This window comes from Paenibacillus sp. Soil522 (assembly GCF_001428245.1).
Taxonomy (GTDB): Bacteria; Bacillota; Bacilli; order Paenibacillales; family Paenibacillaceae; genus Pristimantibacillus.
In genome coordinates, this window is record NZ_LMRV01000042.1 from 53987 (window position 1) to 74618 (window position 20632).

The following is a 20632-nucleotide window of genomic DNA, read 5'->3' on the forward strand; positions in this document are numbered from 1 at the left end:
CCTCCTACTGAGTTTGTTCATTCTTCGTTCTTTATCGCACAGCCCTAATAGAATACGTCTCCCCTGCGACCGCCTGAAACTTCACCACCGACGCATTATCGCTTTGAGCCAGCACAGAGCCGTCTGCCCGCGTTACGCGAATGGCGCTCGAAACGCGCATGCTGCACAGAGCATTCCGCGCCGCTCTCAGTTCGGCTTCGGCAACATGACCGTCTTTCCAGGCAATATCGACCTCGAAACCGCCTCGCGCCCGCAAGCCGCTGACAAAGCCGGTCGGCCATGCTGCCGGAAGTGCCGGAAGCAGACGGATTTCTCCGCCATGACTCTGCAGCAGCATCTCCGCGATACCGGCGGCGCCGCCGAAATTGCCGTCGATCTGGAACGGAGGATGCGCATCGAACAAATTCGGGTAGGACGACTTGGCGAATAACGTTTGCAAATACCGATACGCGTTCTCCACATCCGAGAGCCGAGCCCAAACGTTAATGATCCAGGCGCAGCTCCATCCGGTATGTCCGCCGCCGTACTGCAGACGACGTTCGAGGGAAGTGCGTACGGCTGCCGCCAGCTCCGGATCGCGATGCAGATCGATCTGCTCTCCAGGATAAAATCCGTACAAATGCGAGATATGGCGGTGCCCCGGTTCGTGCTCCTCGAACTCGCGGAACCATTCCAGCAACTGGCCATGCCGACCGATGCGATAAGGCAGCAGACGGGCGAGCGCAGCTTCCCATTCGCGGCGCAGCTCGGCATCGGCATTCAGCAGCGCGCTCGCTTCTATGCAACTCGTGAACAGCTCACGGATAATGGCGGTGTCCATTGTAGTCCCCATGCTGACCGCACACGTCCTGCCTTCGGCATCAAGAAACAAATTTTCCGGCGACGTAGACGGCGACGTAACTAGATGGCCCTCGCTGTCTTCGATCAACCAATCCAGGCAGAACAAAGCAGCCTCCCGCATGATGGGATACGCCTTGGCTGCAAGAAATTCCTCATCTCCTTCGAACAAGTACCGCTCCCACAAATGCCTGCAGAGCCATGCGCCGCCCATCGGCCAGAACGCCCAGCTTGCGGAGCCTGCAGCAGGTGTCGACATTCTCCACAAATCCACATTGTGATGGGCAGTCCACCCGCGGCAGCCGTAATGAACTTCCGCGGTTTTTCGGCCGCTGACGCTGAGACCTTCAAGCAGATCAAACAGCGGCTCGTGGCATTCCTCCAGATTGCACGTTTCCGCCAGCCAGTAATTCATTTCCGTATTGATGTTAACGGTATAATTGCTTCTCCATGGCGGGTCTATGTCTTTGTTCCATATCCCTTGCAAATTCGCCGCTTGCGTACCTGGCCGGGAACAAGCGATAAGCAGATACCGGCCATATTGGAAGTACAGAGCCGACAATCCCGGGTCGCTATCGCCTTGTTGCACGCGAATAAGCCGTTCGTCCGTCGGAAGCCGATCGGCAACGGATTCGCCCAGATCAAGCTTCATCCTGTTGTACAGCTTGACATAATCCTTGAGATGACGGCTTTTCAATTCTTCGTAGGAGAATCCGGCGGCCGCAGCGAGAGCGATTCGAACCTGATCGGCCGGGTCTTTGCCCTCGGTCTCCGGATTTTTATCGAAGCCGTTAAAGCTCGTTGCAGCCGCAAGCAGGAACGTTACGGCGTCGGCATTGGCCGCTCTCAGCTCGGCATGATTACCGCTTTCCTTCATCCCCCCCTCGATGATAGCCAGGAGCTGTACCTCAAAGCGCACTCCTTTATGTTCTTCGTAAATTAGCGTTTCGAACGCATCGGAGGCCGATTCCGAATCCGGATGCGTGGGACCGTTTCCTTTCATCGTCAGAATGCCTCTATCGGCTTCCAGGCTGACAGCCGCCGAATGAGGAGTTACAAGGGACGCCGTCACATCGATGCTCCCCGGACGATCTGCGCTCAATCGTATCGCCAATACCTGATCGGCGGCGGAGACGAATGACTCCTGCGTATAACGGACGCCACCCCGCATGTAAGTAACGCTGCTTACAGCCGTGTCCAGATCGAGCTGACGTTCATAAAATTCGACGGAGCTTGAGCCGTCGCCGAGCTTAAGCTTTAAATCGCAAAGCGGCTGGTACGCCTCCGTTCTGGGTCCGTGCATGTACCGCTCGATTATTTCCTGTGCCTGCATGTACGCTCCGTTCGCAATAGCCTGTCTCGCATTAGCGAGATAAGCTGCCGCGCCATAATTCACCGTATCTCGCGGCTGGAACGACCATAGCGTATCTTCATTTAATGAACAGCTCTTCGTCCGGCCGACCGAATACCATCGCTCCCAACCGTCCGTTGCCCAGAGGCAGAGCTTCGGTCCATTCAACCGCCGGCTGTCTGTACCATAAACGCATCGGCGATTGTATTTGTTTGCTGTATTCCACGTTAATCAACCTTTCTGCCATACGAAATATTTCCAATAATATAGCAAGGCACACCAAGGAACCTTGATTTTCTAGTCATTGAAATAGCACATAAGAGACCTCCTAACTTTCCAGATTATTCAGATTCATTCTGAATCAGAAATACTTGGAATCGTGTAATGTCAAATTCGGCGCAAAAAAAACCGCCAAAACGAGATTGAGCGGCGGAAAATCTATAAGTGCACAATTCTATATCGTATTTACTGCTACAGTACCACCCTTTGTCCGTTTCTTTCGTGTTGATAAGATTGCCGGCTCAATCTGTAAGCCTTGGGTGATTGCCCATAAGCACGGGTAAACTGACGGGTGAAATAATTGCTGTCGTTAAAGCCGCATTCGCCGGATATCTCCGTAATGGATAGGTTAGTCTGTTTTAATAGCGTACATGCGCGCTCCAATCGGATGGTCTGCAGATAAGAAATCGGCGTCGTTTGATAATAGGCTTGGAAGATCCTGTTCAAGTGCCTGACCGAAATGTCAGTTTTGGCTGCGATCTTCTCCATAGTAAGCGGCTCGCTATAATGATTTCCGATATAGGAGATCACATTCGCCAGATGCATCTGATTTCTCGTCATGCACTTCTCCGTACTGTCATACTGTCTGGACAAATAGACCGCAAGCGCCAAAAACTGAGAAATCAGCATTGTCTGATACCCATTAAGCCTACTCTTATGTTCATCGATCATGGCAGAGGTCAGCGAGGAGACATATTCAAAGCTGGGAATTGATAAACTTAGCTTGCTGCTATAGGTGTGTAAATTGCGATATTCACTTGAAGTCCGCAAATCCGGACCGGCTGAAAGCAGTATATCGGAATAGTACATAATATTGCAAATCTTAAAATTATTAGGATTCTTGTATGCATGATAGGTCCCTTCGTTCAAGACAAATACATCACCCTTCTTAATTAAGGAGCTTTCGGTATTGACGATATGCGTAGCAGTCCCCTCTAACACAATCACCATCTCGGAGAAGCCGTTATGCTTGTGAAAGTCTGTGTCCTCGTCGTGCCCGCCGTATTGGATAAAGAATGGGAAAGTCTCGTCCTTCGTAAACCATTCCAAATAAACGACCTTCAAAATGTCACCCTCCCCTGAACCCAGCCTCCCGTTAGGGAATTCTAATAATTAGCCTATCGTTACTCTTCTTTAGAATAGCGGAATAAGCAATCTAGCTAGGTGTGAGGGCTGTTTCGACATTTAGAGCTTTGGATTGAGGTTATCGAACAAAGTTCTTACCTTGAGCAACCGTTTTCTACCCATTCGGAATCAAAAAAAACCGAGTAAAGCTGGCGTAGGAAACTCTTGTCATTGAACACACACTCCATCTAATGTTATAATTTAAGACGCTTACAATGAACTGTTCTCCTATAATTCCCGAAAGAGAGTAGATGCTTAAGATGCCCGGACATCCCGTCAATCAAGGTCGCATAGCGGCACGATCCCTGCGGCGGACCCTTGTCATCTACCTGATGCTCGGCTGCCTGCTTCCGCTCGTTCTGGTCGGTGTCCTTACCTACTCATCCATATACTCGATTCTATCGAACAAGATCAAAAGCGGAATCAGCGCCACCCTGATGCAGGAGGCCGTCAACCTAGAAAGCGCTGTCATCAACCTGGATTTAGCAACCAAGCAGTTTGCGCTGGACGGTCAGATCGCGAACGAGGTGTCGGACTATCTGTCATTGCGGGACAGCCAGGTTTTTAACAAAATCCAGATTATGGACTCCATTAAGGAGAGGATGAATCTGGCCGCCTTCACCAACCCTTATCTGGGCTTGACCGCCTACCTGGAGCTTGGGGAGCCCGGGAACGCCGAGTCGGTTCTCTTCGCCAATCCGAACATCGGCAAGACCTTCAGCAGCAGTACCCTGCCGGAATTCATCCATTACAACGGGGCGGATTATTTCGGCCTCCATCCGACCCAATACCAATACGGCAGCAGGGGCAGCTTGGTCCTATCGGCTATGCGCGCCGTCAGCGTTCCAGGCAACCGTCCCTTGTTCATCTATATGGAGACCCATTACAGTCTTATAGATAATATTTTGAACAAGCAATCTTACGGCATGAAGGTATCGCATGTCCTTGTCAACGGGAACAATAAGACAGCCTATGTTGAGGACCCGGAGCTGCCTCAGAATATAAGAGAGGCCATCAGTCAAAATAAGATCGGTGACTACCGGTTCCTCTCGTCCCGCCATTTGTTCCGCTACGCCAGCAGCCAAGGCTGGCAGCTCATTGGAGTTGTCCATAATTCCACCTTTAACAGCGAGATTGTGGCTTGGTTTAGGACCATGATCCTTGTGGCTCTGTCCACCCTGATCTTCGCTGTGCTGCTGGCCTGGCTCATCTGGAGACACATCTACCGGCCTCTGCATAAGGTCAATGTGGAGATCGTCCGCATGGTCGAGAACCGCTCCAGTCAGGTCTCGTACACGAATGTCCAGGAGTTCAACTTCGTCCTGGAGAACTTCCAGGAGATGAAGGATCAGATCAACCGAATGATTCACACGGTGGAAACCAACGAGAAGGAGAAGGGTCGGTTCGAGGTGGAAAAGCTGCTCAGCCAGATCAACCCCCACTTCCTTCACAATACCTTGAATACGGTCCAATGGCTGGCCCGGATGAATGGCCAGCAGGACATCGACAAGCTGGTCACTCTCTTGATTAAGGTCCTGCACTACAACCTGGGAAAAAAAAGCCTGATCGTTACCGTGGCCGACGAGATCGACGCGTTGCGCAACTATATGGACCTGCAACGCATACGGTATGATTATGAATTTCATTACTCGCTGGATTCGGATGACGAAGCCCTTCATGTGGCGGTTCCCCGGTTCCTCCTGCAGCCGTTGGTGGAGAACGCCATCTATCATGGGGCCGGTGATCACGGCGGAAAGGTCGCCGTCACGATCCGGATCAAAGACGATAGTTGGGTGATGCTCCGGGTGGAAGACAACGGAACGGGGATGGATCAGGAGACGGCGGAACGGCTCCTTACGGATGATGAAGCAGGTAGGAAGCGGGGGCTCGGCATCGGGCTGTCCTATGTGCATCGGATGCTAAAGCGGTATTATGGAGATCATATGAAGCTAAGCATAGAGAGCGAACAGAATGTCGGAACGATCATTACCATTGTAATACCCATGAAAAGGATGGAGGAGTTCGATGATTAAAGCCGTTATAGTGGATGACGAGAAGCTGGTCCGCAAAGGGTTAATCTCCATGATCAACTGGTCGGCCTTAGGCATTGCCATCGTTGGGGAAGCAGCAGACGGACCCTCCGCATTGAAGCTAATCCGTGAACAGCCGGTCGACCTGCTGTTCACGGATATCACCATGCCCGGAATGTCCGGCCTGGAGTTGATCCAGCAGACCCGGCTGCAATTCCCCCATGTTCGCACAGTCGTACTGACCTGTCATCATGAATTCGATTATATTCAAGAAGCTCTGCGGCTCGGTGTGATCGATTACATCGTGAAGACGCTATTGGAAATGGAAAATGCGGACGACACCATCGCCCGGATCATCGAACGGTACCGCTGGGAGGAAGCCATGCGGGCGAGCTCTTCGAACGGTTCCGCCGAAAGGCTCATGCCGGCCTCCTCCGCCCTCGTCTTCCGTCCCCTGCTGCCGGAATCAGAGAAGAGTGAGTTGTTCGCTCTGTCTCCCGTACGGAACAATCCGTTCATCGAGTGGGAGGAGGGTGGCATGGTGCCGCTGGTCCATCCCATACCATCGGACGGATTGGTTAGGGAGCTGACCCGTGCGATAAGAGAACGGTGGGAGATTACGCTGATTACGGATCTCCAGAATGTTCCCCTGGAAGAGGTCAAGGAGACGGTGCGGCTGCATCTGGAGAACGCCCTGTTCTATCACAGCCGATCCGGAACGTTGGACCAATTGGCCTACGGGAAGTTGATCCACTCTTCCCCCTCCCGCTCCGGGAATGACTCGGCTCCGGAGGAGGAGTGGCTGAACCGGCATCAGGACCTGCGGTGGGCCTTCGGCACGGAGGATTGGAACCGCCTGATCGGCGAGGTGGAGGAACGCCGTCCCGGAGCGGACCGGCTGCTGGCGTTCGGCGAAGCCCTGTGCAGAGATTGGAAAGGCAGCTTATTCAGCCAGACGGAAGCGGAGCATCTGCTCGAAGCCTCCCGCTCGTGCCGGAATTGGCCTGATTGGACGGTCTGGCTTAGACGGATCGCGGATCTTGCGAAGCGACGGATGCTGGATCTGGCCCTGTCCAAAGAAGTCATCCTGTGCCTGATCCGGGCCATGATCTATATGAGACTCCATGCATACGACAAGATGAACCAGGCCAATGTAGCCGATCATGTGAACATGAGCCGCAGCTACTTCAGCCAATGCTTCTCCCGTTTCGCAGGACAGCCTTTCAAGGAAGTGCTGCGCATGATGCGGATGGAACGGGCCAAGGCTTATCTGTTGGAGAGCGATACCCCGGTCTATGAGATCGCCATGTCCGTCGGCTTCGAGGATGACAAGTACTTCAGCAAGCTGTTCAGGGATCTGATCGGCAAGTACCCCACTGAGTTTCGGATGGACGGGAAACCGTTCTGAATAAGTTGTCGGGAGGAGAGTTCAAGTGAAAAGGCGTTGGTTCATTCTTACCTGCTTGCTTACCCTGTTCATAAACGCATGTTCAGACCACGCCGGGACTTCTCGGGAGCCCTCCATTGACGCTGCGGTGGGGGAGCTTGACTTCAGCAGAATGGTTGAACCGGTCACCCTGCGGGTTGGCATGCCGCTCCCGGCCATCCTCAATAACCCGGTTGTCCGGTATATCGAAGAGCTGTCCAACGTCAAGGTAGTTCCCTCTTGGGAAGCGGAGGGGGCGGACTCCAATAATCAAATGGTCGAGCTGGCCATTGCCAGCAAGGATCTGCCGGACGCCATGATCGTGAACCGGAGCCAGCTTCGCAAGTTGGCGGAGATGGACATGATCCAGGACCTAGGCGCCGTCTATGAAACCTACGCTTCCAAGCTGGTTAAGGACATCTATGCTTCGAAGAACAATACCGCCCTGCAGGCTGCCAGCATCGGCGGCAAGCTCTATGCGCTGCCCAATGCGACCTTTGAATCCGATTCTCATTCCTTGCTCTGGGTACGCCAGGATTGGCTTGACAAGTTGCACCTTCCGCCTCCCCGGACCTTGACCGATGTGGAGCAGATCGCCCAGGCTTTCATCAACATGGACCCTGACGGAGACGGGAAGGACAATACGATAGGACTGTGCGGCTATCGGAATATCGTCTACGGCAAGCATCCTGCGGTGTGCGGCTTTGACTCCATCTTCCACGCGTTCGGGGCTTTCCCGAAGAATTGGATCAAGGACTCCACAGGACGGATCCTCTATGGTTCCATCATGCCGGAGAACAAAAAGGCACTTTCCAAGCTGGCGGATTGGTATAAGCGGGGGCTCATCGATAACCAATTCGCCCTCAACAAGAATATCCATGAACCGATCGTTTCGAACAAGTCCGGACTGTTTTTCGGACCATGGTGGGCGCCTTATTGGCCTTTGGGAGATTTCAACAGCATCGATCCGAGCGCGGATTGGAAGGCCTATCCGGTTCCCCTGAATGAGGATGGCAAATTCGTAACCCACATCGCTCCTGTCATGAACAGCTATCTCGTCGTGCGCAAGGGATACCCGCATCCTGAAGCCGTCGTCAAGGTTCTGAACATCGAAACCCGGCTGAATCGGAAGCAGGATCCCAATAAAGAAAAAGTAAAAAAACTGGAGGACGAGCTCCTCCATGGCGGGGCTCAGTTGCGTAATTACTTCCCGATTGATCACCTCTTGGACTTCACCGATGCCATCGAGAAGCGATACGTGGATGTCGAGAGTGTCTTCCAGGGAAAGAAGGATCCAGCTTCACTCGATGTAGAGTCGAGGCTCGTCTATGAAAGTATCGTTCAGGAGAAGGCTCACTCCAAGAGCAACGACCTCAACAGTATGGCAGCCTTGGCCTTCCAAACCGGCGTGAAGGTGCTGGTCACTACCCCTATGGTTAAAGTCCGGGGCGTATTCTACGACACGACAGATTCCATGCCCAACTACTGGAGTGAATTAGAGCGATTGGAAAACGATACCTTCCTGAAGATTGTCATGGGCGAGCTTCCGGTGGAAGCCTTCGACGATTACGTCAAGACCTGGATGGATTCCGGCGGCGGTACGATCACCGACGAGGTGAAGTACACTGTAACGGGGAAGTAAGGAGAAGCTGCAAAAAGTAAGCAGCTCAGTGGCAGATTCCCTCCTTAAGCGCTCCAACCCGCCCCCTCTTGCCACAGCTTTTCGGGAATTGGCCTTATAAAATCAAAGCCTCAAAAAAAGAGAAGCAGGCATCAATCCTGCTTCTCCTTGAAACCCGAAAGAACATTTTTCCGACGAGATACGATTGCTTTCCGTTCCCTGTTCACGATTTCGAGTTAACTGCGACTCATCAGGACGGCTGCAGCCGTATTTCGAGTTGTTCTGGCAGTTCGCCGCTGAAGGTATGGATAATAGCAACTCCCGCAGTTCCCGAGCTTGTCACCAAATAATAATCATCTTCGACACGACACATGCTCGGGTCGGGATAAAAGCCTGGAATTACCGGATTGCTATACGTCTCCATGCTACACGTCATCATGTTACACTCCTAATCAATCTAAAGTTTGATGCGATACCGAAGTCCTTCTATTCGGATTATAAAACACGACATAAGATTGAACCTTGATTTTCAGGTCATCGAATAGTTTGATTTAGCCATTTGTATTTCAGGCGATTTGTGTATCTACACTGTTGAAGCTGGGCTTAGCTGAAAAAAAAATTCCGCGAGCTTATTTCGCTCACGGAATTTAGATGTTCACTCAGTTCATTCCTTGTTGATTACTTTTTCAACGCCGCACCAACCGTTTTTTCGTAGTTCTCGACTTGCCACTTAACCACTTCATCGTAGCCCAGGCCTTTGGCTTTCGATACCATATCCTCTTTCAAGCTGGCAAACTGATTATCGTCCTTCGCGTACATCATCTTCCAGGAATATTCCTTGATGACTTTGCCCACTTCGGATTTCTTCTGCTTAATGTCGGACGGTTCCTCCATTCGAGCTTGCTCGCTAAAGTATGGAGGCTGCACGGCTACTTTGTTGTTATTGACAACATAGTCTTTCACCGTCAGTTCACCCATAGCGTCCCGCCAGCTCTTCGTGACCGGATTCGGATTGTTCTCTAAATAAGAGGTCCACATCGTGTGATCGTACGGTTCCCCTGTTTCCGGATTGATCGTGGACAAATTAAGCGTACTGTTGTTGATTTGGTTTCCTCCGTCCTTGAACAGCCCGCCGCCATATTCGTCAGGCATATTGACAGAGTTGGTGATCGCTTTGTATCCAAATTCGGTCAGAGTCGGCTTGCCATCCTGGATATCCCACATCAAGCCCTTCGGACCTGTTCGGCTCACCTGAACGCCCTCCGGCGAGAACATCCAGTTCATGAACTGCATCACGCGCTCCGGATATTTTGTCTTCGAGCCAATAGACCAATACCAATTGCCGCCATAAGGCGAGAATCCTACAGAAGACATTTGCTCTTCGGCGAATGGCACGAACGCGAAGCCTTTGCCTGCGTTTACGCGCTCCTCGGTGTTGTAGCCATCGGTAAGCCAAGGGAATTGCGCGAATAGAATTTGTCCATCACTATACTTATTGGCCACGTCGGGAAACTTCTGCGTCAAAGAATCTGGATCGAGCAGCCCCATCTTATTTGCTTCAAAGAAAAATTTCAACCCCCTCATGTAGGGGCTGTCTTCGTCGATCAAGCCTTGCCACTTCGCTTCACCGGCTTTCGTCACGATTAAGTCGGCGATGTTGAATCCGTCCCCTACATTATAGCCGAATAATGCGGCTATGGATGCGGCGTTCATTGAAGCGGTGCCGTCCCAATCCGACCATAACGAAAACCCATACACAGGCTTGCCGGAGTCACTCTTCGGACTAAGCTCCTGCATTTGTTTCATAATGGAAAGGTAGTCTTCCAGCGTCTTGATTTCCGGGCTTCCCAGTTGTTGATATAAGTCCCAACGAAGCCACGGGCCAAACGTCATATTGGCGCTCTCGCTCGGGCCGCTGCCGCTGCCGACGTTATGGCCGATAGCGTAAATCGCCGTGCCGCCGCCATACTGCTTGCTGAGGGCATCGAGCGACTGACCGGCATATTTCTTAATATCCTGGCCGTATTTGTCAAGCAGGCCGTCCTTGTTCCAATCCAGCAGCAAGCCGGCTTTGGAAGCATCTACGATATCGATTGCGACCACGATGTCGCCCAAATCACCGGAGGCCATCATCGTAGAAGCTTTTTGCTGCCCGCCGGAAATAATGTTTAATTTGATGTTAAATTTATCCTTGATTATCTTCCCGAACCAACCCGGTTGCTCACCGGCATAGTTGGCCAGGTTCGAGAATACATTCAGCGTGATTTCCGGTTGCTTCGAAGGGTCAGTGCTTACTTCTGTCACCGCGTTGTTGACCGCATTGCTTCCTGAGTTGCTGCACGCGGATAAGAATACAAGCATGGCCATCATCCAGACAGCAACCGCTGTCCATTTGTTTCTTTTTGTCATGTGTTTGTTAACCTCCTTGTCATGTACCTGCAAAAACCTTCTCTTTCATTGCCGAGAATGCTGACTCCCATTTAGTAAATTTTCATGCTTACAACGAGCTGCCTCACCTCCTTCATAGTTCTCCATATTCAACCCTTTACAGCCCCGATCATGATTCCTTTGACAAAGAAACGTTGGAAGAACGGATAGACGAGCAATATTGGGATGACGACAACCATCGAAACCGTCGTCCGAATCGAAGTGGCCGTCTGCATATTGGCCAAACTTGTATCGGTAGCCCCGGACTGCATCAGAGTTGCCAACGATGTCGCTCCGTTAAAATAGCGATACAAGATAAATTGCAGAGTAAACAGGTTCGAATCCGTGACTAGAAACAACGTGTCCTGGAACGAGTTCCACTGCCCGATGGCCGAGAAGATGGCGATCGTGGCCAGAATTGGAGTGATCAAAGGCATAACGATCTTCCAGAATATCGTCAAATTGCCGGCTCCCTCGAGTTGCGCCGATTCCTGCAGGGAAATAGGCGTCGACTCGACAAACGTTTTGACAAGAATAATAAAGAACGGCGAGACGATCCCAGGCACAACATAGGCCAGGAAATTGTTGACGAGGCCAAGCTTAAGCATGATCAGGAACCAGGGAATAATACCCGCATTAAAGTACATCGTGGTGATGAGGAATCGGTACCAGAACTTGCGCCCCCACATTGTAGGTTTCGAAAACAAGTAACCAAGAAAACCCGAAGCGGCCACGGTCAGCACCGTGCCGATCAAAGTGCGTCCAAAGGATACAAGTGTGGCATTGCCCAGCCCGGGAATCTTGAACACTTGTATATAGTTGTTGAAATGAATCTCTTGAGGTAAGAACATAACAAGTCCTCTACTGCTCAAGTCGTTATTACTGATTGTATTGATGAACAAATAATAAAACGGAAATAAACAAGCCAAAGTAAATAAGGCAAACAGCGAATAGTTAATCACATCAAAAATTGTAATCCTGTTATTTTTACCCATGTTGTTTCTCCTTCCTCGGATGACTCAGATGACGCCTTCGCCGCGAACCAGCTTAGACAGTCTGTTGGCTGCAAACAGCAAGATCAAGCTGACAATCGATTTCAGAATACTGACCGCTGTCGCAAACCCGAAGTTGTTGTTCACCACCCCGACGTTGTACACGTAAAGATCAAGCACCTCGATATGATTCATGTTCATCGCGTTCGAGAACACAAAATATTGCTCAAATCCATTATTGATAAAATTCGCGATTCCCAGTATGAGCAGAACGAAGAATGTCGGAATAATCCCGGGAACCGTCACGTGCCACATCAACTTGAATCGGTTTGCTCCGTCCACTCTCGCCGCCTCATACAATTCCGGATCTATCCCGGTAATCGCGGCAATGTACAAAATCGCTCCCCAGCCGAGTCCTTTCCATACGCCCCACAAAGTCATAGAGAGCCAGGTGTGGTTGTCCGATGCGAGAATATTCAGCGGCTGTTCGATCAGGCCCATGCTCATGAGCAAGTTGTTCAGAAAGCCATTGTCAACAGAAAACAACATGAAGGCGAAGGAGTACACCAGCACCCAACTGATAAAGTTCGGCAAAGTAGTGAGCGTCTGCACGATTTTCTTAAATGAACTGTTCTTTATTTCCATCAAGAATATCGCGAAGATAACCGGAAGAACCGAAGTCAGAATGCCAAGCGCACTGATCGCGAACGTGTTTCGCAAGACCCTGAGAACTTCCTCCATCTGGTACGGATTTGACACCAACGATGTAAACCATTGCAGGCCAACAAACTCGGTCTGGGACAGCGGAATGCCGGGCCTGTAGTCGAAAAAAGCATAAATCCAGCCGTAAAGCGGCAAATAAGAGAACAAAAAGACGAGTACCAGAAAAGGAAAAGCCATGAGGAATAATTTATATTTTTCTTTAAACTGAAACTGCTTCATCGCAGCTGATGTATAAGCTTGACCATTCGGTTTCGCTCCCATATTGCTCCCTCCGCCCGGTTGATTTGACATCTCAACAACAACTCCCTCTATATTTTTTTGTGTCCTCATCGAATGACAAAGAAGGATCGCTGTCTGGCTGCGCGATACGGATCTGTCCAGTAGCCGCAGGGCTGCTTGCTGCGAACGAAACAGCCGCCTCCAGCGCATACATTCGTTGTCACGTTATAGAGTATCAATGAAAGTAGCGCCACCGAACATGTAACCGCTTACTTTTATCAAAGCCGAATTTATTGTCTTGTAATCGGCCTTCATACTAACCCCCATTTTCGCTGTGCTGACAATTCTACTCACACTCCCGATTGCTTTAATTTCTTTTCCAATACGGATTATATATGATGTTATAACACTAAACCTTGAATTTCAGGACAAAAAGTAGCATGATTTAGACTTCTATTTACTCATCGACTATGGAGGGATAAGAATGAGCATTAAAACAATATCTTGTTTTTCAGCCATGGATAAGCACAAAACCGCCCCCTGCACTAAAGTGCAGGGGGCGCACGGAAATTCCCGCTTGCTATAGCAAATTGAAGCCGGTGACTGAAACTCACTTTTCCGATAACTCTGATGCGCTACGACATTCCAGCTTTACATGAATCATTTCATTTATCAGAAGATCCAGCTCTTGACTCTTACTTATTACATTGGGATTAAGGAGATTATATTGATGTAACGAAGCTAATTGATATAATGCATGGAGATAGAATATTACATTTTTCCGATGAGATACGCTTGTTTCCCGTCCCTAAAAATACCGGAATCGTGCTTAGAGGAGCTTCAACAAGAATGGTTTGTCCACCTTCGAAGACACTTCCTGTACGCGCATCCGTCCATTTTGAACCTTCAGGCAAATATACCTCTCTTGATGCAGCGCCTTCATAAAGGATAGGAGCCACCAATAGATCCGGACCATACATATATTCATCCTTGATATCCCAAACCTTATCGTCATTCTGGAATTCATAGAAGAGCGGCCTCATCACCGGCGCGCCTTTCTCATGGGCTTCTTTCATCAACTCACGGGTATAATCCCTTAAGGTTTCGCGCAATTCAAGATATTTAACCAATATATCGTAAGCCTCGTCCCCAAAGCTCCATACCTCGTTGTTTCCGCCGGTATTTAATGCTTTGCTACCGTCTTTTCTGAATACTTCCTTGATCGCCGCTATATATACGGAGAAACCGGCCGAGCCGTTAATTACCCAACCCGGATGTATCCATAAAAGCGATCGACTCTCCCGCCTTCCCTTCCGTTTCAAACAAAATGACTTCGTTCATCCCCTGCTTGAGCAGAGGAGCAGGCACGTACAATCTCGTCTGCGGGCCGATCTCCCAGAAGCGCCCTAGATTAAAGCCGTTCACGAACGCCACTCCCTTGCCCCATCCCGTAAAATCGAGAAAGGTGTCGCCGGTCTCCTCAATCTCCAGTTCAAATCGGTAAAAGGCGGGCATTCCGGAGCGGAAAGGCTTGGAAAAGTCCAGCTTGTCCAAATTATCGAGGGAAAGGCTATATTGGCTCCAGCCGCTTTGGAAAGCGCCATTCACGATTACGCCGCCCTTTATCCCTTTGTGCTGGCTGTTCATTTTGACCGAATAATTGACCCTTCCCATATTTTCTACCAGAATCGAAAGCTCATTTTCCGGCTCCGTCAGTTCAAAGGTCTCTTTGCCCTCCATCTCCAGATCGTCTTTCGTAAACAGATGATTACCGTTCACGTAAACATGCGCGCGATCCGTGCATTGAATGAGCCGGAAGTCCTCGATGAGCCTGTTTTTGCCCAAATTCGACTTGTACAGCACATAACCGAATGGCTGATTCAGAGCTTCCATCGTAAGCGGATACGGCGACTCGACCGGCTGCGCCAGCCGATTCTCCACAGAGAACAGGGATACCTTCTCTTTAACCTCCACCTCGCCGTATGCTTTTTTTCGAATATCGGTGGACAACTGCACCTCCGGCAGCTCGGTATAACGGGCGATCACTTGCTGAAACGCCTGATATTTGGGCGTAATATCACCGCTCTCGGTCAGCAGCGCATCGTAATCGTAAGAGGTCGTGTCCGGCGCCAGCTTTTCGTAGTAGTTAGCTCCGCTTGTAAAGCCGAAGTTGGTCCCTCCATGGAACATGTAAATATTGACGCTGCCTTCTTCCAGAATATCGGCCAATTCCTGCGCTGCGCTGTCCGCATCCCTCGTGTGGTGCTTCCCGTCTCCCCAGGCATCGAACCAGCCGATCCAGAATTCCATCACCATGAGAGGCCGGTCTTGTCCATGGAAGCGCTTAAGACGGGCAAACTGTTCCTTAATATTGGAGCCGCAATTGATCGTCGGCAAAGCGGTCTCCTGAATGGATCCATTGTCCAGCAAATCGTGCCAGGGGCCGTCCGAAGTAACCAACGGCACATTAGCGCCATGCTTCGTCATCAGCTCGGCCAGCGCGTGCAGATACGCCTTGTCGTTGGCATACCCGCCATATTCGTTCTCCACTTGCATCAGAATAATCGGGCCGCCGTCGGCAATTTGCATATCCCTGAACTCAGCGAACAGCCGTTCATAATAGCGGTCAATCTTATCCAGATAAGGCTGGTAGCTGAAGCGCAGCTTCATGTCCCCGTCCCGCAGCAGCCAGAACGGCAGTCCGCCAAATTCCCATTCGGCGCAAATGTACGGGGACGGTCGCAGAATGACATACAGCCCAAGCTTGCCGGCCGTTTGAATAAAGGCGCGAATGTCATACATTCCTGCAAAATAATATTCGCCTTCCCTCGGCTCGTGCATATTCCACGGAACGTAGGTTTCCACCGTGTTGCAGCCAAGAGCTTTCAGCTTCTCCAGTCGATCCTGCCAATATTCGGGCACGACGCGATAGTAATGAATGGCGCCTGATATAATTTTGAACGGTTTGTCATGCAGATAAAATTGATCTCCGATTGTGAATGCTTGATTATGATCGTGCACACTCATACCTCCAAAACTTATTATTCTATTATTTTCTGTTGCCATGCTATTTAAGATACAGCTTATCATTAGCCACTAAGACTGCAGGAAGCCTGTACTGCTCTATATTTATTGAGCAAGAACAGCAATCTCACCGGCAGTCAGCGCTTTGTTATATACACGGAAGTCATCCACTCGTCCATTGAGATATGGATCGGCGTATTGGGAGCGGCCGATCCAATTTTGCGTGGTGGCACCCATATCGGAAGGCTTAAGGGTCATAGCGCTATTGCGCCCTGCTTCAACACCGTCAACGTAGAGGATGCCTGTTGGGCCATTTAATGTGACGGCTACATGATGCCAACCTCCTGCTGCCAGCGCCGACGTCCCGTCAATGATTTGTTCACTCGAACCATTTTTCTTTATCCCAAAGCGGATTTTCCCATTTGCTCCATTTTTCGGCGTGAGGAACATATTGGTAGTAGTTCCGGAACCGAAATCAAAAATACGCATCCAGTTACTCACGGCATCCAAATTAACCCATGCTGTAAGAGTGGCAGTGTTAGAACTAGAGACAACACCGGCAGGAAGGGCGACATAGTCGTTTGTCCCGTCAAGATCTACTGCGTTGCTGCTTCTACCGGCAGCCCATAATGTGCCGCCCACAAGAGTACCGTTCCAACCGCTGCCTGTGGCATCGGTTGCGGTTGTTCCGCTTATCTCGTCAAATTTAAGCTGCGCTATAGGCAATACTACGCTGACTTCCGTAGAATTAGCACTTTCATGACCAGGATTAACAGCACTTACGACGTAATAATACGTTGAACCGGCAGTCAGGCCTGTATCCGAATAGCTGGAACCAGTTATTCCTGTGGTAATGGTTGTATATGGGCCACCGGTGGCAGCAGCGCGCTTGATGTTATAACTGGTCGCATTGGAAGCAGCCGTCCAACCCAGGCTTATTTGCACACCGCTTGCCGCCGTAACTGACAGACCTGTCGGTACTGTCGGTACTGCTAATGTTTGCCCATTCATCACACTCGTCACTTCAGCTGCCGTAATGGCTCGGTTATAGATTCTGAAATCGTCCACTCGTCCATCGAGATACGGGTCCGCGAATTGGGAGCGGCCGATCCAATTTTGCATGGTGGCGCCCAGATCGGAAGGCTTAAGGGTCATAGCGCTATTGCGCCCCGCTTCCACACCGTCAACGTAGAGAATGCCTGTTGCGCCATTTAAGGTGACGGCTACGTGATGCCAGCCTCCTGCTGCCAGCGCCGACGTCCCATCAATGATTTGTTCACTCGAACCGTTGTTCTTTATCGCAAAGCGGATTTTTCCATTGGATCCATTTTTCGGCATGAGGTTCATATAGGTAGACGTTCCGGAGCCAAAATCAAAAATACGCATCCAGTTGCTCACGGTATCCAGATTAACCCAAGCTGCTACGGTGCTAGTGCTGGCACTGGAGACAACACCGGCAGGAAGAGCAACATAGTCGTTTGTTCCATCAAGCTCCACTGCGTTGCCGCTGTTGCCTACTGTCCAAGCTGCACCATTGATTACCGTCCCGTTATTGCCATAGCCAGATGAGTCTGCAGCTGCAGTGCCGTCAGTTTGGTCAAATTTATACCAGTTTAATAGATTGGCATCCGGAATACCCATCGGGGTTATTGCCGAAGCAGTCGCTGAAACACCAGATTCTCCCGATGCATTTACTGCTGTTACTCTGTAATAGTTGGTTGTATTAGCCTTTAATCCTATGTCCGCAAAGGTTGTTCCTGTAACAACATCCGTACTTACCTTTGTATAGACGGCATTGACTGCGGAAGAACTAGCCTTGTATACATGATACCCCGTCGCTCCCGATCCTGCTGACCAGCTCAGGTTGATCGAACTATAATCTGCTGCCGCAGCCGTGACTCCTGTTGGTACGGTTGGCACTGTTGCTAATGCTTGCCCATTCATCACACTCATCACTTCAGTTGCCGTTATGGCACGGTTATAGATTCTGAAATCATCCACCCGTCCGTCGAGATACGGGTCGGGGAATTGGGAGCGGCCGATCCAATTTTGCGTGGTGGCGCCCAGATCGGAAGGCTTAAGGGTCATAGCGCTATTGCGCCCCGCTTCAACACCGTCAACGTAGAGAATGCCCGTTGCGCCATTTAAGGTGACGGCTACGTGATGCCAGCCTCCTGCTGCCAGCGCCGACGTCCCTTCAATGATTTGTTCACTCGAACCATCGTTCTTTATCGCAAAGCGGATTTTACTATTTGCTCCATTTTTCGGAGAAAGGTACATATAAGTAGCCGTTCCGGAACCGAAGTCAAAAATACGCGCCCAGTTACTTACCGTATCCAAATTAACCCAAGCTGTTAGAGAGGCAGTGTCAGCATTAGAGACAACACCAGCAGGTAGAGCACTATAGTCGTTTGTTCCATCAAGCTGCACGGCGTTGCCGCTGTTGCCTGCTGTCCAAGCTGCACCATTGATTACCGTCCCGTTATTTCCAAATCCTGAGGAGTCTGCAGCTGTAGTCCCGCTTGTTTCGTCAAATTTAAACCAGGCTTTTAAGTTAGTATCCGCTACTACTTGTACTGTGGCATTGTAGGTCTGTCCGTTATATGTGGCTGTAATTGTACTTGTACCTGCACTTATCCCCGTAACTACCCCTGCCGCATTCACTGTTGCCACGGCCGGGTTAGATGAAGAGTAACTCGCTTGAGCTGTAAGGTCCTGCATGCTCCTATCAGGATACATGACCGTTAATGCCGTATTATGCGTATCATTCACCATTATCGTATAACTGCTTGCATCCAGAGCCGGAATACCGGTTCCTCCTGTTGTTGCCGATACAACGCCCGACGTCGACCCTCCCGAAACGCCGACCTTATAATAGTAGATAGTATTAGGCGTTAATCCTGTGTCGCTATATGATACTGATGTAATCGGACTGCTGTTAATCTGTGTATACGTTCCATTTTCTTCTGTTGATCTATAAATGTTGTAACCGAGCGCTCCCGATACAGCCGTCCAACTTAAGTTGATCGCATCCGAGCCGTCCATCGTTGCCGCCAGTCCTGTTATGCCGCCTAAGGCGATCTTGTTGCTCAAGCCATCCGCTATAGCCGCATCAGGCGTATACAACAAAGTCGCAAGCGGATAATCCTTTCCTGCAACTTCCGGCATTCTCGTTTCGTACGCATAGGCCAAATATTTGTATTTTTCCTGGGTCATATCTTGTTGTTCGATATATTTATAATAGTTATATAAAACACTGTAGAACGCATCGATTCTGCCTCTGTCCCCCCATGTTTGGATCTTGTCAAAAATTTGACCGGAATAGCTTTGGTTTGCCACTGCAGGTGTCCATAGCACATCATAACCCAAATGATACTTCAGAGCATATGTTGTTCCTTCCAACAACCGGTCATTCAGGAAATTGAATGGATTCACAGCATTAGCGGCCGTAGACATTGTTCCGTCTACCGGGTCAACCTTCGTACCCTGGGCGTAGATGGTCTGTGCCAATGTAGACAGTCCGGCGATATTGGCGTAAGAATGTCCCACATCGCGGCCCATTTCGATTAACTGCACATGATAATCCGACGGGTCGAGCGGTTCCCCTGTCATTTCATTTTGCGTCATCCACCGCATCTGTTGCTTGATCGAACCGTTTCTTCCCCTATCATCGCCTAATGCATTCACTGTTGCTGCTTCTACGGCCTCTGCATAAAGCTCCAGGTCATTTTTAAAGATTGCTCGACCAATCGTTCCCATTACGGTAAACTGATGCTGGTTCATGAAGAAATAATGAGCGTTATAAGTAACCGAGCAAAGGTCCATCATATTGATAAAATTCTGAGTATCGGTTTCATTCCATTTAAGACTCCCCGTCGGTGTGTCGGAATAACGCAAAATTTCTGCCGCTGCTGCGAGCAAATAAGTCATCGTCGCGAAACGGAAGCTCGTATGCGTAGCGACAGACTGGATGCCGGCATAAGCTCTGATGATATACATCGCATTCGAACGATACGTTTCATCACCAGTAATGTACCACATAATGGCTTGATGAAAAGCAGTTTCGGAATCCGTGTTCGCACGGGTTCCCGCATAATCGCTGGGATTGGAGTAATAGATCCCATCGATGGTTGCAGCCCAGGGGCCGCGGATATTTACAAAAACATCTCTTCCTTTTTCATAGAATATACGCGGAGTTTTGCTGGATCTGCGATCGCTCGCAAACGCCTCGAACGCCGTATTCCACGGCTCGTCCCCTGCTCTTACATGATCGCGCATATTGTCCAGATCGGCCAGCGACATGGCAATGCCCGGATGATGGATCGTCGCCGATACCGTGTTCCCGTTTGCATCCGTATAAGAAGCATTTACATCGGCGCTTACTGCCTGCGGTTTATAAGAAGTAATCAGCGGCGAAACAGCCGCATTCGCTGTTTCGATGCCTCCAAAACCTGTAAAGGTCATGGCTAACGTAAAACAAAGAATACTGGAAACAACCTTCTTGGTAAACGCTCTCATTTGCGATAAGTCCATATCATTTGCCTCCTTTTTTTTGAACATTCATAGCCTGTTTTTCTG

The 20632-nt window shown here is 50.1% G+C and carries 12 protein-coding genes and 2 pseudogenes; 3 read left to right on the forward strand and 11 right to left on the reverse strand.

Going from position 1 to position 20632, the window contains the following annotated elements; all coding sequences use genetic code 11:
• Nucleotides 1–31: 31 nt before the first annotated feature.
• From ASG81_RS13310 to ASG81_RS13315, 3 genes and pseudogenes are all read right to left on the reverse strand, one after another.
• A complete protein-coding gene (locus ASG81_RS13310; protein WP_442952872.1) occupies nucleotides 32–2356 on the reverse strand; it encodes a glycoside hydrolase family 95 protein in 2325 nt (774 codons plus the stop codon).
• Nucleotides 2328–2435, reverse strand: a pseudogene (locus ASG81_RS33975) (hypothetical protein); the annotation flags it as partial. The pseudogene ASG81_RS33975 and the gene ASG81_RS13310, both read right to left, overlap by 29 nt.
• A gap of 224 nt (nucleotides 2436–2659) precedes the next feature.
• On the reverse strand, nucleotides 2660–3532 hold the full coding sequence (locus tag ASG81_RS13315) for a helix-turn-helix domain-containing protein (RefSeq protein ID WP_056634644.1): 873 nt from the start codon (nucleotides 3530–3532) through the stop codon (nucleotides 2660–2662).
• A 587-nt stretch (nucleotides 3533–4119) separates the two neighbouring features.
• On the opposite strand from ASG81_RS13315, the gene ASG81_RS13320 reads away from it, so the two are divergent.
• From ASG81_RS13320 to ASG81_RS13330, 3 genes are read left to right on the forward strand one after another with little or no spacing between them, the layout of a single operon-like run.
• Nucleotides 4120–5625: a sensor histidine kinase gene (locus ASG81_RS13320; protein ID WP_162255029.1), complete on the forward strand. Its 1506-nt coding sequence runs from the start codon at nucleotides 4120–4122 to the stop codon at nucleotides 5623–5625.
• Complete coding sequence (locus ASG81_RS13325; protein WP_056634649.1) at nucleotides 5618–7030, forward strand: response regulator; 1413 nt, start codon at nucleotides 5618–5620, stop codon at nucleotides 7028–7030. The genes ASG81_RS13320 and ASG81_RS13325 overlap by 8 nt, the downstream gene beginning before the upstream one ends.
• A 25-nt stretch (nucleotides 7031–7055) precedes the next feature.
• Nucleotides 7056–8690, forward strand: coding sequence for an extracellular solute-binding protein (locus ASG81_RS13330; protein ID WP_056634652.1), 1635 nt, complete (start codon nucleotides 7056–7058; stop codon nucleotides 8688–8690).
• 280 nt (nucleotides 8691–8970) lie between these two features.
• Here ASG81_RS13330 and ASG81_RS33510 read toward each other — a convergent pair.
• From ASG81_RS33510 to ASG81_RS13365, 8 genes and pseudogenes are all read right to left on the reverse strand, one after another.
• Nucleotides 8971–9093: pseudogene (locus tag ASG81_RS33510) on the reverse strand (family 43 glycosylhydrolase); the annotation flags it as partial.
• A gap of 254 nt (nucleotides 9094–9347) precedes the next feature.
• Nucleotides 9348–11078, reverse strand: coding sequence for an extracellular solute-binding protein (locus tag ASG81_RS13340; RefSeq protein ID WP_056634658.1), 1731 nt, complete (start codon nucleotides 11076–11078; stop codon nucleotides 9348–9350).
• A gap of 128 nt (nucleotides 11079–11206) precedes the next feature.
• On the reverse strand, nucleotides 11207–12091 hold the full coding sequence (locus tag ASG81_RS13345; protein WP_056634661.1) for a carbohydrate ABC transporter permease: 885 nt from the start codon (nucleotides 12089–12091) through the stop codon (nucleotides 11207–11209).
• 24 nt (nucleotides 12092–12115) lie between these two features.
• Nucleotides 12116–13102, reverse strand: coding sequence for an ABC transporter permease (locus tag ASG81_RS13350; RefSeq protein ID WP_235548857.1), 987 nt, complete (start codon nucleotides 13100–13102; stop codon nucleotides 12116–12118).
• Between the two features lie 538 nt (nucleotides 13103–13640).
• A complete protein-coding gene (locus tag ASG81_RS33980) occupies nucleotides 13641–13802 on the reverse strand; it encodes a Spo0E family sporulation regulatory protein-aspartic acid phosphatase (RefSeq protein ID WP_081417330.1) in 162 nt (53 codons plus the stop codon).
• Entirely contained in the window at nucleotides 13753–14160 is a 408-nt protein-coding gene (locus tag ASG81_RS13355) for a hypothetical protein (protein ID WP_327205169.1), read from the reverse strand. Before ASG81_RS13355 ends, ASG81_RS33980 begins: the two co-directional genes overlap by 50 nt.
• Nucleotides 14161–14287: 127 nt before the next feature.
• Entirely contained in the window at nucleotides 14288–16051 is a 1764-nt protein-coding gene (locus ASG81_RS13360) for a glycoside hydrolase family 35 protein (RefSeq protein WP_235548858.1), read from the reverse strand.
• Between the two features lie 108 nt (nucleotides 16052–16159).
• Entirely contained in the window at nucleotides 16160–20587 is a 4428-nt protein-coding gene (locus ASG81_RS13365) for a LamG-like jellyroll fold domain-containing protein (RefSeq protein ID WP_056634673.1), read from the reverse strand.
• Nucleotides 20588–20632: the final 45 nt, after the last annotated feature.

Bases quoted from the DNA above. Each gene is read 5' to 3' on its own strand.
- ASG81_RS13340 (WP_056634658.1), bottom strand. From the start codon at position 11,078: ATGACAAAAAGAAACAAATGGACAGCGGTTGCTGTCTGGATGATGGCC.
- ASG81_RS13365 (WP_056634673.1), bottom strand. From the start codon at position 20,587: ATGGACTTATCGCAAATGAGAGCGTTTACCAAGAAGGTTGTTTCCAGT.
- ASG81_RS13350 (WP_235548857.1), bottom strand. From the start codon at position 13,102: ATGTCAAATCAACCGGGCGGAGGGAGCAATATGGGAGCGAAACCGAAT.
- ASG81_RS13325 (WP_056634649.1), top strand. From the start codon at position 5,618: ATGATTAAAGCCGTTATAGTGGATGACGAGAAGCTGGTCCGCAAAGGG.
- ASG81_RS13345 (WP_056634661.1), bottom strand. From the start codon at position 12,091: ATGGGTAAAAATAACAGGATTACAATTTTTGATGTGATTAACTATTCG.